Raw genomic sequence first — 17,923 nt, forward strand, 5'->3', positions numbered from 1 at the left:
TTTAAGATTAAAATTTATACTTAAGTCCTACTTGACCACTTAAGTAAGTTTCATTTTTATTATCTACTTTACCTGCTAGTATTTGTTTAGCACCAAAGCCAAGATTCATACTGAGTTGATTTGTAAAATCTACATTACCCCCTACGATAATTTGTCCGTATGTTTTTTTCTTGTTGTTAGCTTCTACGCTAGTAAAGAAAGCATTATTTACAGCTAGGTTAGCTGTGTAATCATCACCACTATTGATAACAAATTGTTCTATTTTTGGAGTTACAAAAATATAAGAGTTTTCATTCATATATTTTCTAAATTCAGCACCCACTTCAACACTTACAGAATTGTTTTTCATAGAATCAATATCTTTAGCAATAGCACCATTTTCTGTATGAGATGGAGTATAACTAAAATAATAATTTATCCCTGCAAAAGGTTTAATAAATAAAGTATTATCACTAAAGTCAAACACACGACCTACATTAGCACTAAATCCTAAGAATTTGCTTGTATAATCTGAGTTATATGCACCATCTGTTTGAATATTGTCTTGTTTAGTTGGAGAAACTTGAGCATAAGCTTTAAGATTAAGTTCCCATTGTGGAGCTATATTGATAGTAGAATACATACCTAATTGGAAGTTATCGCTTTTTTGTTCTAAATTATTGTCTTTGATTTTAGCATTTGCATAAGTAAAATAAGTACCCCATAAAACATTATCATTAGCTTGTTTATCTACCCCTACGGTAGCACCATACATTGCACCACTATCTCCATCGATAATGTTAGCACCACCAAAAGCATTAGCCCAAATACTATTGGTATATTCATTTACATAGCTTGGTCTCATATCACTATCTAAAGCAGCAAATTTAAGGCCATTCATTTTAGAAGCATAGGTTCCAAAAGGATTGTTTAGCATTGCTACACGAGAACCTATAGAAACATCATTAGAAATATTCATAGTGGTATTTACTGCACTAGAAGCTGAATTGAGATTAGATACAGATTTACCTGTATTGTCTGTGTCTTTTTTGATTTGTAGGGCTAGTTTTACACCTTCTCTACTTGCTAAATCTGCCCCTATACTTCCTAATTGTTCTGTGATAGAACGAAGAGCTAGGATAGAAGCTTTATCATTAGCACTAAGATTTAAATTTAAGTTTTTATTTACTAAATCAATGTATTTTTCATCATCGATTTTACCGCCGTTTTTCTCAGCTTCTTATTTGAGTTGTTCAAGTTCGGTTTTTTTGTTTTTCAAGAGCTTCTTTGGCTTGTTTCCATTCTTCATCTTGACTAAAATCAAATTCATTTTTAAGCAATTTATCAATAGTATCTATATCTACTTTAAGTTGCGTGAGTTTATCTTTAGCTGCTGTAGTAGCACCTCCATTGATCACTAAGCATTTATTGCCACCGCAGTTTTGAACGCTAAGTTTATAATCTACTAAGCCTTTTATTCCATCGCCATATTTCTCTTCGTCGCTAATATCTATAATAGCTCCTGTTTCTAATTCATCTTTGCCATGAAGATCAGTTGAAACATAATCATTTAAAAATTTTACAAGTAATGCACCTGCATTGTTCTTTGCTTTTAAAATGTTTTCATTGAAATCTTTAGCTTGAACCATTACTACATTATTTGCTTCTAAGTCTGTATAAGAGCGTTTGATAAGTCCAAAATTTGAATTTGTAAGATTTGCAGTTCCATTTACCTTAACAAAATTTCCATAAGTAGCAAAAAGAGTTTCATTAGCGGTAAAATTTCCATTTATAGTTAAGCTACCATTAGCACTTTTTCCTTCTGTTCCATTATAAAGAATTATACCTGAGCTTTTTTTCATCCTCGGTAATGGCTTCACCTCCTAAGCTAGTCATAGTTAAATCTCCATTAATCACCGAAGGCGCAAAAGCTTGTAAAATTATATCTGTTGTTTTAACCTCTTTAGCAGTAGCATTTAAATTTGTTACATAAGCAGGATGGTCGCCATTATTGTGTTTAAAGCTTAAAGTATTGTTTTTACCGATATCAATGTTCAATCGATAATCAGCGCTATCATAGCCATCGCTTGGTAAATCTCCAATGCCCATTTTAATACTTAAATCTTGCCCTTTGTAATTATCAGGATTTTTGAGATTGATATCCTTACCATTTTCTTCAAAATAATTTCCTATATCTGAAGACTCTGTAAGATTGATTTCTTGTGCAAAAGCACCTGAATAAAGCAAAGTTGCTGCACCTAAGCTTAGCAATATCTTGCTCGAAGCATTTTTCTTCATAAGTTTCTCCTTCAATAAATTTAAACTGAAGGAAAAATTATACCCCCCCCCCTTTTTTTTTTAATAAGCTTAAAAATAAAACTATAAATTTTTAATGAAAAATTATAAAACTTAATATATCAAAGTTTTAAGGGTAATAAATCGATCTTAACTTCATATAAAAAATTCTAAAAATTTAAAATAAACTTATGATTTACTTAAAATTAGCGTGATGGTGGAAGCGAGGGGAATCGAACCCCTGTCCAAAAATAATCCCACAAAGACCTCTACATGCTTAGCAAAGATGACTACTTCACCCTACTTCGCTCATCTTCCAAAACTCAAAAGCAAGGCTAAGACTTTATTTCACCTCAACGCTTGTCAAACGCAAGGCTACACTATCAAAAATGACCGAAAATTAAGCTAGATAGTATAACTTAAATTTCAGGCTCAACTGAACTTACGCAGCTTTAGCGTAAGCAGGAGCGAATTTAACGTTGTTTGCGTTTAATTTTATTTGGGCTTTTTACGCTTTGCCCAAAGCGACATGCCATCTAAGCAGACTTACTCCTGTCGAAGCCAAGTCGCTCCCTTATTTAGAAATAATATTTGGAACATTAACAATTAAAGGATTAAAAACCGCTAAAACAGAATCATCATTTTCATATGAACGACAATATTTTTCAAACTGATCACTCATCAAAAGCATCCAATCCGTAAATTCATCACTAGCAGGCCCGTTAAAGCGATTTGCTTGTGCCATCATCTCTTCGCAAAATACGCAAAAATCAGTCACTTCTTCAAGATTTAAGCGTCTTGCTGCCCAAGCGGTATTGTGTGCTAAAGTTTCAAGCTCTTTTATGGCTTCTTTATAACGCACACTATCGCTTCCAAGCTTGATGATTAAAGGTTCAAACCTATCGCACATGGTTCTAAAAAATTGTAAAAATTTTTCTATATCGTCAATTTCATAATCTAATTCTAATTTTGTTAAAATTCCCATTTTTAAACCATAATCATTAAAGTTTAATGTAAATTCTAGCAAATTTTAGCTAAAATCTTATTTTAATTTTTCCAAAATATAAGCAAAGATATGGATAGAATAGTAGAAATAGAAAAATACTCCTTTGATGAAACTTACGAAACTTCGTTGCGTCCTTCAAATTTTGATGGTTATATAGGTCAAGAAAGCATTAAAAAAAATTTAAATGTCTTTATAGCTGCAGCTAAAAAACGCAATGAATGTTTAGATCATATACTTTTTAGCGGTCCTGCAGGACTTGGAAAAACAACACTAGCTAATATCATCTCCTATGAAATGGGTGCAAATATCAAAACAACCGCCGCTCCTATGATAGAAAAAAGCGGGGATTTAGCCGCTATTTTAACCAATCTTAGCGAAGGAGATATACTTTTTATTGATGAAATTCATCGCTTAAGCCCTGCTATCGAAGAAGTGCTTTACCCTGCAATGGAGGATTACCGCCTTGATATTATCATAGGTAGTGGTCCAGCCGCCCAAACCATAAAAATCGATTTGCCAAAATTTACTCTTATAGGAGCTACAACGCGTGCAGGTATGCTTAGTAATCCTTTGCGAGATCGTTTTGGTATGCAATTTAGATTAGAATTTTACAAAGATAGCGAACTTGCTCTCATCTTGCAAAAAGCAGCTTTAAAACTTAATAAAACTTGCGAAGAAAAAGCCGCACTTGAGATCGCTAAAAGAAGTCGTTCAACCCCTAGAATAGCTCTAAGGCTTTTAAAAAGGGTAAGAGATTTTGCTGATGTTAATGATGAAGAGATTATCACAGAAAAAAGGGCTAATGAGGCCTTAAATTCTTTAGGAGTGAATGAGCTTGGTTTTGATGCGATGGATTTAAGATATCTTGAACTTTTAACTGCTGCTAAACAAAAACCTATCGGACTTGCAAGCATTGCTGCGGCTTTAAGCGAAGATGAAAATACCATAGAAGATGTAATCGAACCTTATTTACTAGCTAATGGCTATATAGAACGCACTGCAAAAGGGCGCATAGCTAGTACAAAAAGCTATAGTGCTTTAAAATTAAACTATGAAAAAACTTTATTTGAGGAGTAAATTTTGCAAAATGGAAAATTCTTTCTTATAAGCTTTATTTTAGTTATTTTATTTCTTTTGCTTTATCTTTTTAAAGGTTTTTTACTTGTAATTATCATAGCTAGTTTAATGGCGGTAGCTACCTCAAATATCAATGCGAAATTTTTAAATCTTACTAAAGGGCATAAATTTTTAGCTTCCATTCTTACAACAACTTGTATGGTTTTGCTTTTCTTTGCACCTTTTGTTTATGCTATGATAGAACTTGCCAAAGCTTTAAAAAATTTTGATATTAATTTAGTCACACAAACACTTGATTATGTCAAAAACTATCAATTTACCTTGCCTGAAAGCTTTAATTTTTTAGAACCTAAAATCAAAGAATTTTTAGCTTCTATAGATTTAAATAGCATTTCTAAACAAATTCTAAGTTATGCTTCAAGTTTTACAAAATCAGGAGCTAAATTTCTTATAGATATGGTTTTAATTTGCGTATTTTATTTCTTTGCAAATCTATATGGAACAGAACTTGTTATCTATCTTAAATCCATCATTCCCATTGATAAAAAAGAACTCGATGATGTTTTAAGCGAAGTGGGTAATGTTATGGCTGTTGTGCTTTACTCTATGGTAATTGTAGCAATATTTCAAGGTGCACTTTTTGGTTTAATTACAATGTTTTATGGTTATGATGGAATTTTAATGGGAGTAATTTTTGCTGTAAGTTCTCTCATACCTGCTATAGGAGGAGCTTTAATTTATGTGCCTGTAAGTCTTTATGAATTTGCCTCAAACAATCTTAACTCAGCTCTTGTTATTTTTATTTATTCTGTAATTGTAATTTCTTTTATAGCAGATACTTTAATCAAACCTTTAATCATCAAATGGATCAACAAAAAACTTGTAAAAACCCCAACCAAAATCAACGAACTTTTAATTTTCTTGGCTATGATAGCAGGAATTTCAACCTTTGGTTTTTGGGGTATTATACTAGGTCCTGCGATTTTAACTTTTTTTGTATCAACTTTAAGAATGTATGTGATTTTAAAAGATAAGAATTTAATTTAACTTGCCTTAAAAAAGGCAAGTTTTATGTTCTAGGCTTTTAGACCTATCATTTTAGTAGGATCAACAAATTTATTGAAATCTTCTTCGCTAACCAAACCAAGCTCCATTGCACTTTCTTTTAAAGAAATACCTTTTTTATGGGCATTTTTGGCTACTTTAGCAGCGTTTTCATAACCTATATGTGGATTTAGAGCGGTAACTAGCATTAAAGAATTATGAAGATTATGATCGATTTTTGCACGATTTGGTTCTATGCCTACAGCACAATGGATATTGAATGAATGCATAGAATCAGCCAACAAATCAAGACTTTGCAAGAAATTATAAATAATCACAGGCTTAAACACATTAAGCTCAAAATTTCCTTGACTTGCTGCAAATCCAATAGCTGCATCATTTCCCATCACTTGTACAGCAACCATAGTAACAGCTTCGCACTGGGTAGGATTTACCTTACCTGGCATAATCGAACTTCCTGGCTCATTTTCAGGGATGATAAGCTCACCAAGACCGCATCTTGGGCCTGAAGCTAACCATCTTATATCATTTGCAATTTTCATTAAATTTGCAGCCAAACCCTTCATTGCTCCATGAGTGAAATTGATCGCATCATGACTTGTTAAAGCATGAAATTTATTTGGACTTGAAACAAATTTCGTACCTATAAGTTGAGTTAGTTCTTCACTTACTTTTTGGCTTAATTCTGGATGCGCATTAAGCCCTGTTCCTACTGCGGTTCCTCCTATGGCAAGTTCTCTTAAAGTTGGTAAAGAAGCGATGATTTGCTCTTTTGAATGCAAAAGCATAGAAAGATATCCACTAAATTCTTGTGCTAGAGTAAGTGGCGTAGCATCCTGTAAATGCGTGCGTCCTATCTTGATAATACCATCAAATTCTTTTACTTTTTTTTCAAAAGTTGCAATAAGCTCATCAAGCGCAGGGATGAGCTTTTTCTCTACTTGCTCAACCGCAACAATACTCATAGCAGTTGGAAAAGTATCATTTGAACTTTGACTCATATTAACATGATCATTTGGATGTACAAGCTTTTCTTTTCGAAAATCTCCGCCCATGATTTCAGTGGCACGATTTGCAATAACTTCATTCATATTCATATTGCTTTGCGTACCTGAACCTGTTTGCCAAATCGCAAGTGGAAAATTATCATCAAATTTACCTGCGATAATCTCATCACAAGCTTGAACTATAGCATTTTTTTTAGCATCATCAAGTTTGCCAAGTTTGTTATTGACTAAAGCTAAAGATTTTTTAAGATTTGCAAAAGCATAGATTAAAACCTTTGGCATTTTCTCACAACCGATTTTGAAATTTTCAAAACTTCTTTCAGTTTGAGCTCCCCAATATTTGTCATTTGGGACCTTAACTTCACCCATGGTATCATGTTCAACTCTGTATTCCATAGTGTTTCCTTTCTAGAAATATTGTTAGAATTATTTAAGCAAAAATAAGCATAAAATTAGCTTATAATTTAAAATTTATTTATAATTTTTGAAGTATTTGAAAGTTATGTGCAGTTTCTTTAAACTGCACGGATTATTCCACTGTTACGCTTTTAGCCAAATTTCTTGGCATATCCACATCATTACCAAGTCTTATGGAAATTTCCATCGCTAAAAGTTGAGTAACTACCATCATTTCAAAAAATTCACACATATAATGATTTTGTTCATTAGTTTTTATAAAATCATCGCTTAAATTAAATTCTAAAGGCGAAATACTAAGCACTGTAGAATCCCTAGCAATAAGCTCTTCAACATTTGATTTTGTTTTTTCATAAAGCATATGCTTTGGCATTAAAGCTATAGTATAAAGTTTAGAATCAGCCAGAGCAATAGGGCCATGTTTCATCTCTCCTGCAGGATAACCCTCAGCGTGAAGATAAGATAATTCTTTAAGTTTCAAAGCTCCTTCTAAGGCCAAAGGATAAAATACATCTCTACCTATAAAGAAAAAGCCATGTCCATCCAAATAACGCTTGGATAAACGATGAATTTTTTCATGTAAAGCCTGTTTTACACTCACACAATTTGGAGTATGTAAAAGCGCTTTAATTTCATCAGAAACATTTAAATTTCTTTTTTGTGCCATAAAAATAGCAAGCATCCAAAGTGTTAAAACCTGAGTGGCAAAAGCTTTAGTTGAAGCAACTCCTTTTTCTATGCCCGCACGAGTTAAAAGGCTTAGATGTGCTAAACGCACTATATTAGAATTATCCACATTACAAATTGCAAAAGTCTTAGCGCCCTGCTCTTTTGCAATCTTTAAAGCCTCTAAAGTGTCTGCTGTTTCTCCACTTTGAGAAATAACGATAAATAAAGAATCTTTTTTTATAATTGCTTCACGGTATCGAAATTCACTTGCAATTTCTACTTTAGCTTTAACTTTAGCAATTCTTTCAAACAAATAAGCACTTGCCATTGCAGCATGATAGCTTGTTCCACAAGCACAAAGCGTGATTTCATCTACTTGACTTAAATCTTCATTGTTTAGCTCATCAAAAACGACTTCATCGCCTTGAATACGTCCCATTAAAACTTCACTCATCACGCGACTTTGTTCATAAATTTCTTTTTCCATAAAAAAACGAAAGCCGTCTTTTTTTGCATAAGCCTTATCGCCTGAAAGCTTAGAAAAACAAAGTGATTTTAAAACATCATTTTCATAAACAACAAGCTCATCTTTACTCGCGTATCCCAAGCTTAAATCTTCAAGATACATTACCTCATCACAACTTCCTATCAAAGGTGCATCACCTGAAGAAAAATACCATTCTTTATTTGCATTTTTACCGATAATCAAAGGAGCAGCATTTTTTGCAAAATACACATGATTGGGATCTTTTTTTGTTACTAACAAAGTAGCAAAAGCACCGCGAAGTTCTTTGATGGTTTTTTGCCAAGCTTCAAAAACTCCCAAATTTCTTGCGTAAAATTCAAAAAGCTGGACAATAACTTCAGTATCGGTTTGACTTAAAAAACTCACGCCTTCTTTTTCAAGTTTATCTTTGATTTCTTTATAATTTTCTATAATACCATTGTGAATCACACAAGAATACTGTCCTAAATGAGGATGTGCATTGATTTCAGTAGGCTTACCATGAGTTGCCCATCTTGTATGACCTATAGCAAAACCATAACCTTGACTTTCAAAATCCGTGCATTTATTCGCCAAATTTTCAAGTTTTCCTACAGCTTTAAAAAAACTAAGCTCTCCTTCTTGCATCACTGCCATACCCGCACTATCATAGCCACGGTATTCTAATTCTTTAAGTCCATTTAGTATAATTTGTTTTTTTTCATTATTTCCTATATAGCCTACAATTCCACACATTTTTTACTCACTTATTAATAAATTAACTAACTTTTGCTCGCTATGTTCTAATTTTTCATTCTTTTGAAAAATAAAAATATTACGCGTCCTTTGTCTTATGGTTTGAATTTTTGCTGCACATAAAACAAGTTCAAGTTCATTAAAAACATTCATCAAATACGCCATTAAACCTTGCTGATCTTTGGTATTAAGACCTAATTTGGCATACATTTTAGAATAGTTTAAGTCTAATTTTAACTCATCTTTTTTAATGACTGGCTTTTTAATTTTTTTCAAATTAAAACCAGAAAGATTTGAATTTAAAAGCTCGCAAAGTTTTAGTTTTTGCTCATCGCTGATAATATTATCATATTCAAATCTTAAATAAATTTTATCATCAAAAAGTTCAAAAAAATTCATGAAAATAAGATTTAAATTTGTTAAAGAACTTAAAATAATGGCAATATTAAAATGAAGTGGTGCAACAATTTGCAAACTAAGATTTGTTTCATTACTAAACCAAAATTTAAAATCATTTTCTTTGGCTAATTTAGAAATCATAACAATATCTTCAAAAGTATTTTTTATAATAAAAAGATTTGATTTGATATGTATGATTTTATCTTGCAAAATTTCATCTTGCTCTAAAAAAATCTTACTTCTTTTAAGTGTTAATTCTTTTTTTACTCTTCTTGCACTTTCTTCAAGTAGATTTTCATCTTCAAGACCTTGTTTTGCATTTTCTAAAAGTTTATCAAGAACCCTAAAATAAAAAGCATTGTAATTTAAAGCCTTAGCCTTTAGCCAAGTTAAAGTGTATAAAAGCTCTAAATTTTTTAAATTTTCTAGTTTAGAAACCAAGCTACTTACAACAATAGGATTATATATATCTTCTTTTTCTACAAGATCTTTTAAGGCATTATTGTTTTTAAATATTTTAAGACCCCATTCTAAAATTTCATTCTTTAAATCAAATTTGGAGCAATACGCTCTATATATGCCTGCTAAAGAAATTTCATTTTCACTTTCTATAGCGCTTAAAAGTATCACAAGCTTTAAAATCATTTTTTCATCGGTTTTAAGTTTTTGGAGTATCTCAAGCTCATCTTCGTATTTTTCAAATTCACTTAACATAAGAAAAACTTGCTCATCAAAACTATAATTTCCTTCTTCATCACTTAAAAAACGAACTGTCCAAAAAGGCTTGCATAAATCTTTTAAAATTCCACTATCAAGCAAAAGCTTTAAAACACAAAAACTATGCCTTTTATAAAAAATTTTCTCAAAAAGCATTAAAGCTTTTTCTATATCTTTTTTACCGTATTTCAATCTTCTTAGGGCAAAAACCAAGTTAAGATCGAAAATAACCTGTTTATCTTCAAGTTTTAATAAGTATTCTAAAACTTCCACAAGAGTTTTAAATTTATATTCTTGTTTAAGAGTATGATTTAATCCATCTTGAATTTGCTTTGCTAAAAAGTGTGTATAAAAACCTATAGTATGCATACTTTGCAAAGCCTTTTGAACCAACAACTCATTTGCTCCAAAATGTTTTTTAGCTTTTTTATACATTAATTCACTCAAGTCATGAACATTAATAAGTAAAAACTCATCCTCATCTTTAGCACTTAATAAATTCATCGCTGATTTTAAAGAAAGTAAAAAGTCTCCAGCTAAACGTAACTCGCTTAAATTTTTTTCATCTATAAAATTTAAAGCATAATTTTTTGGAGAAGTCTTAAAAAGAACAAGCAAACCCTCTAAGGATCTTAAATGATTTAATCCGCCAAAATCTTTTAAGATATTAAATTCTTGCTTTATAAATGGAATATCAAATTCTTTAAAATTTTCTAGCAAAAGCTTGGCAAAATCATTTTTATTTTCTTTTAAAATACTCTCAAATTTTGTCTTAATCCCTTTAAATAAAATCCTAGAACCACATATGAAACGAGTTTGTATTATAGAAGTCTTAAGCTCATTGCTAGCATTATAAAGTCCATTAAATTCTAAGACAACCGAATTAATTTGCAAATGCGCATCATTTAAAATTTCGATAAAAGCCTTAATCATAGGTTTTAAATGAAAAGCCTTAATATCTTTATAAACAAAAATCAAAGAAATACTTTCATTAAAACAAAGACTATTGTTTGCATATGCTTTGCTTGCTAAAACACAAAAAGGGATATTATCACTTGGAGGTGAAAAATCATCAAAATAATCTTTAAGAACTATATCATAAGCTTTTTTTATGAAATTATCCATATTTTTAGAATGATATAAGCTAAACGCCCCTTGCTTAAGAAAAAATTTTCTACAACTTTGGGTATAGGAACTAAGATTTTTTTTAAAAATTTCTAATTCTTTATTTAACAAAATTTCCACTCTCTTTAAATTTTAATATTTTAATAATAATCTTAACAAAAATATCTTTTATTTTGGCTTTTTCTATAAACTCTTTTTCAGTAAGCAAAAATTATAATGCTTTATTTAAAAACAGCAAAAGAGTAAAATTAAAATGAAAAATTTAATTACCAAACTAGAAAATGAAGAAAGATTAAACCAAGAAGAAGCCAATGCACTTTGGGATTTAGATCTTTTTACCCTAGGCAAATACGCTCACAAAAAACGCACTAAACTTCATGGAAAAAAAGTCTATTTTAATATCAATCGTCATATCAATCCAACTAATATCTGTGCAGATACCTGTAAATTTTGTGCCTTTTCAGCACACCGAAAAAATCCTAATCCTTATTTGATGACTCATGAAGAAATCATGAAAATTGTTGATGAAACCGTAAAACGAGAAACCAAAGAAGTGCATATCGTTTCAGCTCACAACAAAGATACAACTTGGCAATGGTACTTAGGAATTTTTAAAATGATAAAAGAAAAATATCCCAATCTTCATGTGAAAGCTATGACTGCTGCCGAGATTGATTTTTTACATCGTCGTTTTAAAATGAGCTATGAAGAAGTGATAGAAAAAATGCTTGAATACGGCGTTGATTCCATGCCAGGCGGTGGAGCTGAAATTTTTGATGAAGAAGTGCGTAAGAAAATTTGTCATGGAAAAGTTAGCAGTGAAAATTGGCTTAAAATTCATAAACTTTGGCATGAAAAAGGCAAACAAAGTAATGCTACCATGCTTTTTGGGCATATAGAAGAAAGACATCACAGGATCGATCATATGTTAAGACTGCGTGATCTTCAAGATCAAACCGGTGGATTTAATGCTTTTATCCCTCTAGTTTGGCAAAGGGATAATAGCTTTATACAAACTGATAAAATCATGGATAGTGAAGAAATTTTAAAAACCATTGCCATTGCTCGTTTAGTGCTTGATAATATTAAAAATATCAAAGCTTACTGGGCAACAATGACTTTAAATTTAGCCATGGTAGCACAAGAATTTGGAGCTAATGATTTAGACGGCACCATAGAAAAAGAAAGCATACAAAGTGCAGGTGGTGCAAAATCTGCTAAAGGCACAAGTTTAAAAACTTTTATCGATATGATAAAAACTTCAAATCTTATTCCTGTAGAACGCGATAGTTTATATAACGAGCTAAAAACCTACTAAGGAGAAAAAATGGACTTTTTTAAACTCAAAGAAAACAATACGAGTTTTAAAACTGAAGTTATAGCAGGGCTTACTACTTTTTTGGCTATGGTTTACATTATCCCCGTAAATTCTAGCATAGTAGGAAATACAGGAATGCCCATAGAAGCTTTAATCACCGCAACAGCTTTAATCACCATAGTTGCAAGTGCTTTTAATGCTTTTTTTGCCAATACTCCTGTAGCTATGAGTGTTGGAATGGGTTTAAATGCTTATTTTACCTTTGCAGTTTGTTTAGGTCAAAACATAGCTTGGCAAAGTGCCTTAGGAGCTGTTTTTATTTCAAGTATTATTTTTCTCATACTTTCCTTTACGCATTTTCGCCTTTGGGTAATCCGCAATATCCCAAAAGATTTACGTCTTGCAATTTGTGCCGGTATAGGTTGTTTTATTGCATTTTTAGGCTTAAGTCAAATGGGTGTGATAATGCATAATAAAGATACTTTAGTCAGCATAGGAAATTTCAAAATCCCCCATGTGTTTTTTGGAATTTTTACTCTAGCTTTAATCATCTTTTTTTGGGCTATAAAACTTCGCGGAGCTTTTATTTTGGGGGTATTAGCAAGCTCTATTATCGCTTGGATTTTTCATTTAGATAATGCAAGTTTTCCTGTGCAAATCTTTTCTTTGCCAAATTTTAGCATGGAAAATGGTTTAGGAGCCATCTTTTTACAACTTGATATCAAAAGTGCCTTAAATATTACTATGATACCTATAATTCTTACTTTTTTTATCACTCAACTTTTTGATAGTATAGGAACTATCACAGGTGTGGGTGAAAGAGGAAAGATTTTTAATGATCCCAAAAATGGAGAAAAAAAACTAAGCAAAACCTTAATGGCAGATGCAACAGGATCAGCCTTAGGAGCTATGACAGGTACTTCTACAGTTACTGCTTTTGTAGAAAGCACTACAGGGGTTGAAAGCGGAGGAAGAACGGGGCTTGCAGCTTTAGTTGTAGCTATTTGTTTTGCTTTTACACTTTTTTTACTGCCACTTTTTAAAGCCATTCCTGCAAACGCAATATACCCCGTACTTGTAATGGTTGGAATTTTAATGTTTATGGAAGTTAAAAATATAGATTTTAAAGATAGTGCTATAGCTGTAGCAAGCTTTTTTACTATTATCATGATGCCTTTTACTTACTCCATTACCACAGGTTTTGCTTTTGGTTTTCTTTCTTATTTGCTTGTAAGAATTTTTAAACGCGAATGGGATAAAATCAATCTTGGCATTATAGTTTTAAGTTTATTATCTTTGGGTAATTTTTTACTTATGGCACTACAATAAATTAAGGATATATAATGATATTTTACTCCTATGAAGAATTTAAAGAAGATGTAAAAATTCTTGCTAAAGAAATTAAAAAAGATTTTAACCCTGATGCACTTTTAGCTATAGCAAGAGGAGGAATGAGTTTAGGACACTCTTTAGCAGTAGCTTTGAAAACACGTCAGCTTTTTGCTTTAAACTCAATTCATTACGATGATACAAAAAAACTTGATACTATTGAAATTTTTAACATTCCTGATTTAAGCAAGCACAAAAAAATTCTACTCATTGATGATATAGTAGATAGTGGAGAAAGTTTAGTAGAAATAAAAAAAGTTTTGCTTGAAAAATTTCCCCATATAGAACTTAAAATTGCAACCATTTTTTACAAAAAAACCGCTCTTTTGGAGCCTGATTTTAAAGTAAAAGAAGCTACTGAATGGGTGGATTTTTACTGGGATATAAATCTTGATTAAAAATTTGCTATAATCTTACTTTTAAAATTTTTAGGAGTTTTTGCTTGAGAATAAAATTTATATCTTTTATTTTAATTTTTTTTACTATTTTTGCTTTTGCTAAAGAACAAAATTTAGATGATTTTGAACAAGAATACCAAAACTATCAAGTAAACGATCCGCTTTCAGGATATAACAAAGCTATGACAAGCTTTAATGTGGCTTTGTATGATTATGGTTTGCGTCCCGTTCTTAAGGGCTATAACGCCATGACCCCTGAATTTATAAGATTAGGAGTAAGAAATTTCTTTGATAATTTACTTGCTCCTTTGCGTTTTGTAGGTAATGTCTTGCAGTTTAAATTTGAAGAAGCAGGGGAAGAATTTAAAAGATTTACCGCCAATACCATTATGGGCTTTGGTGGACTTATGGATGTGGCATCAAAAATGGGTCTTAAAAAACATCCCGCGGACTTAGGAACCGTTTTGGCTCATTGGGGCGTAGGAAGCGGTTTTCATATTGTCTTACCTATACTCGGCCCTAGTAATCTTAGAGATACTCTTGCTTTACCTGCAACTTGGTATGCAACTTTTACCGCTTACATTGATCCTACTTGGGCAAGTATAGCTATAAGTGCTTATGGATTTGGTAATGAACTTAGTTTTAGACTCGATGAAATTGATGAAATTTATCACAACACGCCTAATTTATATCCATTCTTGCGTGATGCTTACGAGCAAAGACGCAATGAACTTAGCAAATAAAGGAAAATAATGAAAAAAATATTTTTAATCTTGGCTTTATTTTTTAATGCTTTTGCCTTACAACTAGATGAAATTTCTAGTACTATGCAAAAAAACATTGATGCAAGCTTAAAACTTTTACAAGATAGCAAAGAAGACAAAAAACAAGCTGCTGATGGAATTTTTAAACTTTTTGATAGCATAATAGATTATAAACTCATGGCAAAACTCAGTCTTTCGAAAAATTATTCTAAATTAACCCCAAAAGAACAAGAAAAATTTACCACAGCCTTTGAAACAAGTCTTAAAAAAAGTTTTACCGATAAACTCAGTCTTTATAAAGATCAGGTTTTAAAGGTCAAAAATGGTGAGTTAAAAAATGAAAAACGCTATTTTTTAACTACTTCTATGGTAGTAGATGGGGAAGAAAAAAATATCATTTTCAAATTTTACAATGATAATAACAACTGGCTTATTTATGATGTAGATGTTTTAGGTGTGAGTATAGTACAAACTTATAGATCACAATTTGGAGATATTTTAGCCAACCAAGGCTTTGATGCCCTGCTTCAAAAACTTGAAAGTATTGTCATAGAATAATGTTTGCAAAGCTTTTAAAGTTTTTTATTTCTCGTCCAAAAAGTACTTTTTTTGGAACCTTGTTTATATGCCTGTTTTTAAGCTTTTTTGCTTTTAAGCTTAGTGTAGATGCAAGTGCTGAAAGTTTACTTTTAGAAGATGATGCAGATTTAAAAACTTTTAGAGAAATTTCAAAACATTATAAAAGTGATAATTTTTTACTTTTAGCCTTCAAACCCTATGATGAAAAACCTTTTTCAAATGAAAATTTAGCCAAATTAAAAAAACTTCATGAAGAATTAGAAAAAGCCCCTTTAGTAGAACGCGTTTTTAGTATCATCAATGCCCCTTTGCTTCAAAGTTCGCAAAATACGGATTTAAAAGAACTTTTAAAAAATATCCCAAATATAGAAAGCCTAGACATAAACCGCACAAAAGCTCAAAATGAAATTTTAAATAGTCCCTTTTACAAAAATAATATCATCTCAAAAGATGGAAAAGTAACAGGGCTTATTATTTACTTAAAGCCTGATACAGTTTATAATAACCTTATAGAAAAACGCGATCTTGCTACCGATGAAAAAGAAAAAGATCAAATTCGTCTTGCCATAAAAGAACATCAAAACAAGCAAAAAGTTATCACGAAACAAAGTCTAGATACTATTAAAAGCATAGTTCGAAATTATGAAAAAAACAAAGATACGCTCTACCTTGGTGGCGTAAGCATGATCGCTGATGATATGATAGCTTATATAAAATCTGATCTTGTGCTTTATGGTGTTTCTCTTGTATTTTTACTGGGATTTGCACTTTATTATTTTTTCCGTTCATGGCGTTTTGTTTTTTTACCTCTTTTTATTTGTTTTATAAGCTTAAGTGCGGCTAGTGGAGTTTTTGCACTTTTAAATTTTCAAATCACAGTTATTTCATCAAATTACGTTGCTTTAGTTTTAATTATCACCTTAAGTGTAGTTGTTCATTTGATCACGCATTTTATCGAAAGTACCCAAAATCATCCCAAAGCTAAAGTTGAGCGCATAGTGCTTGAAACCTTACTAGCCAAAGCAAATCCTAGCCTTTATGCCATTGTTACAACGATGATAGGATTTTTTTCTTTAATCCTATCAAATATCGAACCTATCATAAAACTTGGTATTATGATGAGTATAGGTATAGGTTTAGCTCTTATCTTTAGTTATTTATTTTTAGCAAGTATCTTGGTTCTTTTAAAACCAAAAAATTATCATAAAAAAGAGTTTAAATTTAATCTTTTAGCCTTTTGTGCTAAAACCGCTCTTGATCCTAAAAAGCGTCGCATGATTTATGGAATTTCAGTTCTTGCTATAATCTTAGCTTTAATAGGCATTTCAAAACTCAGAGTTGAAAATTCTTTTGTAAATTATTTCAAAGATGGTAGCGAAATCAAAAAAGGACTTTTGGTTATTGATAAAAATCTAGGTGGAACCTTGCCTTTAGAAGTGATTATTCGTTTTCCAAATAATAAAAACGATCAAAATATAAGCGATGCACTTGATAGTTTTGAAAGTGAATTTGAAAATTTGGCCACACAAGAAACTTATTGGTTTGACTCTAAAAAAACACGTATTGCAAAAAAAGTTCATGAATTTTTAGAAAACAAAGAATTTGTAGGCTCGGTTTTAAGTCTTAATAGTCTTTTAACTCTAGGGAAAAATATCAATGATGGAAAAGATTTAGATGATTTTGCTCTTGCGTTTTTAAATGAGAATTTACCTGCTAAATTTAAACAAGACTTACTCTCACCTTTTGTAAGCATAGAAAATAACGAATTAAGATTTAGTATGCGTATTATTGATTCTGATCCGAATTTAAGACGTAATGAGTTTTTAATAGATCTTAAAAAACAGCTCAACGAACTTGTAAAAAACGATGGAGTAGAAGTGCAAATCACAGGCATAATGGTGCTTTATAATAATATGCTCCAAAGTCTTTTTTCATCACAATTTGATACTCTTATATTTGTAATTTTAGCTATTTTCATACTTTTTATCATTGTTTTTAGGGATTTAAAATTTTCAGTTGCAGCTATATTAGTAAATGTTATTCCTTTAAGTGTGGTTTTTGCTCTTATGGGACTTTTAGGTATTCCTTTAGATATGATGAGTATCACTATAGCTGCTATTGCTATAGGTATAGGCGTTGATGATGCTATACATTATATTTATCGTTTTAGAGAAGAAATTAAAAACAAAAGCCTAGAAGAAGCCATTATGATTTCTCACCTTAGTATAGGTTCGGCACTTTATTATACTACCATTAGCATAGTTTTAGGTTTTAGCGTGATGATGAGTAGTAATTTCATTCCAACAATTTATTTTGGAATTTTAACCGTTTTTGTAATGATTTTGCTTTTAAGTGGAAGTTTGTTCTTATTACCAAGCTTTTTAATTACTATTTATTCTAAGAAAACCAAGTTTCCAAACCAACATAAAGAGCATATATTAAAACAATAATAGCTATATATTTTAAAAAATTTTTCATT

15 protein-coding genes and 1 other RNA gene are annotated in these 17,923 nt (G+C 31.1%); 8 read left to right on the forward strand and 8 right to left on the reverse strand.

From position 1 onward, the window contains the following. Positions 1–7: 7 nt before the first annotated feature. From AJ932_RS10980 to AJ932_RS07155, 5 genes are all read right to left on the reverse strand, one after another. Positions 8–1,195 carry an autotransporter outer membrane beta-barrel domain-containing protein gene (locus AJ932_RS10980; protein ID WP_315940609.1) on the reverse strand — a complete coding sequence of 396 codons (1,188 nt, stop codon included), beginning with the start codon at positions 1,193–1,195 and terminating at the stop codon, positions 8–10. Positions 1,196–1,232: 37 nt separating this feature from the next. Then, positions 1,233–1,841 (reverse strand): toxin, encoded by a 609-nt coding sequence (locus AJ932_RS10985; protein WP_070278594.1) that lies wholly within the window; start codon positions 1,839–1,841, stop codon positions 1,233–1,235. Beyond that, positions 1,810–2,277, reverse strand: coding sequence for a hypothetical protein (locus AJ932_RS10990; protein ID WP_044778857.1), 468 nt, complete (start codon positions 2,275–2,277; stop codon positions 1,810–1,812). The genes AJ932_RS10985 and AJ932_RS10990 overlap by 32 nt, the downstream gene beginning before the upstream one ends. 212 nt (positions 2,278–2,489) lie before the next feature. Further along, positions 2,490–2,848, reverse strand: a transfer-messenger RNA (tmRNA) gene (gene ssrA / locus AJ932_RS07150). Beyond that, a complete protein-coding gene (locus AJ932_RS07155; protein ID WP_002783915.1) occupies positions 2,849–3,259 on the reverse strand; it encodes a hypothetical protein in 411 nt (136 codons plus the stop codon). Positions 3,260–3,349: 90 nt separating this feature from the next. On the opposite strand from AJ932_RS07155, the gene ruvB reads away from it, so the two are divergent. Together ruvB and AJ932_RS07165 are read left to right on the forward strand one after the other, a co-directional pair. Next, entirely contained in the window at positions 3,350–4,357 is a 1,008-nt protein-coding gene (ruvB, locus tag AJ932_RS07160; RefSeq protein WP_002862037.1) for a Holliday junction branch migration DNA helicase RuvB, read from the forward strand. Between the two features lie 3 nt (positions 4,358–4,360). Next, entirely contained in the window at positions 4,361–5,404 is a 1,044-nt protein-coding gene (locus AJ932_RS07165) for an AI-2E family transporter (RefSeq protein WP_002862038.1), read from the forward strand. 29 nt (positions 5,405–5,433) lie between these two features. Here the strand turns inward: AJ932_RS07165 and fumC are convergent, their stop codons facing one another. From fumC to AJ932_RS07180, 3 genes are all read right to left on the reverse strand, one after another. Next, on the reverse strand, positions 5,434–6,825 hold the full coding sequence (gene fumC, locus AJ932_RS07170; RefSeq protein WP_070278596.1) for a class II fumarate hydratase: 1,392 nt from the start codon (positions 6,823–6,825) through the stop codon (positions 5,434–5,436). Between the two features lie 133 nt (positions 6,826–6,958). Next, positions 6,959–8,755 carry a glutamine--fructose-6-phosphate transaminase (isomerizing) gene (gene glmS, locus AJ932_RS07175; protein WP_070278598.1) on the reverse strand — a complete coding sequence of 599 codons (1,797 nt, stop codon included), beginning with the start codon at positions 8,753–8,755 and terminating at the stop codon, positions 6,959–6,961. 3 nt (positions 8,756–8,758) lie between these two features. Further along, positions 8,759–11,107: a nucleotidyltransferase gene (locus AJ932_RS07180; RefSeq protein WP_070278599.1), complete on the reverse strand. Its 2,349-nt coding sequence runs from the start codon at positions 11,105–11,107 to the stop codon at positions 8,759–8,761. A gap of 142 nt (positions 11,108–11,249) precedes the next feature. Here AJ932_RS07180 and mqnE point away from each other — a divergent pair, with 142 nt between their 5' ends. Genes mqnE through AJ932_RS07210 form a run of 6 tightly spaced genes read left to right on the forward strand, consistent with a single transcriptional unit; the run spans position 11,250 to position 17,894 of the window. Beyond that, positions 11,250–12,314: an aminofutalosine synthase MqnE gene (gene mqnE / locus AJ932_RS07185; protein ID WP_070278601.1), complete on the forward strand. Its 1,065-nt coding sequence runs from the start codon at positions 11,250–11,252 to the stop codon at positions 12,312–12,314. Between the two features lie 9 nt (positions 12,315–12,323). Next, positions 12,324–13,643, forward strand: a complete 1,320-nt coding sequence (locus tag AJ932_RS07190) for an NCS2 family permease (protein ID WP_070274863.1) — start codon at positions 12,324–12,326, stop codon at positions 13,641–13,643. 14 nt (positions 13,644–13,657) lie between these two features. Further along, complete coding sequence (locus AJ932_RS07195) at positions 13,658–14,101, forward strand: phosphoribosyltransferase (protein ID WP_002870634.1); 444 nt, start codon at positions 13,658–13,660, stop codon at positions 14,099–14,101. A 44-nt stretch (positions 14,102–14,145) separates the two neighbouring features. Next, on the forward strand, positions 14,146–14,844 hold the full coding sequence (locus AJ932_RS07200; RefSeq protein ID WP_070278603.1) for a VacJ family lipoprotein: 699 nt from the start codon (positions 14,146–14,148) through the stop codon (positions 14,842–14,844). 9 nt (positions 14,845–14,853) lie between these two features. Continuing rightward, positions 14,854–15,423 carry an ABC transporter substrate-binding protein gene (locus tag AJ932_RS07205; RefSeq protein ID WP_002893960.1) on the forward strand — a complete coding sequence of 190 codons (570 nt, stop codon included), beginning with the start codon at positions 14,854–14,856 and terminating at the stop codon, positions 15,421–15,423. Further along, positions 15,423–17,894, forward strand: a complete 2,472-nt coding sequence (locus tag AJ932_RS07210) for an efflux RND transporter permease subunit (protein WP_070278605.1) — start codon at positions 15,423–15,425, stop codon at positions 17,892–17,894. The genes AJ932_RS07205 and AJ932_RS07210 overlap by 1 nt, the downstream gene beginning before the upstream one ends. Positions 17,895–17,923: the final 29 nt, after the last annotated feature.

The organism is Campylobacter sp. BCW_6873, assembly GCF_001762365.1.
Lineage (GTDB): Bacteria > Campylobacterota > Campylobacteria > Campylobacterales > Campylobacteraceae > Campylobacter_D > Campylobacter_D jejuni.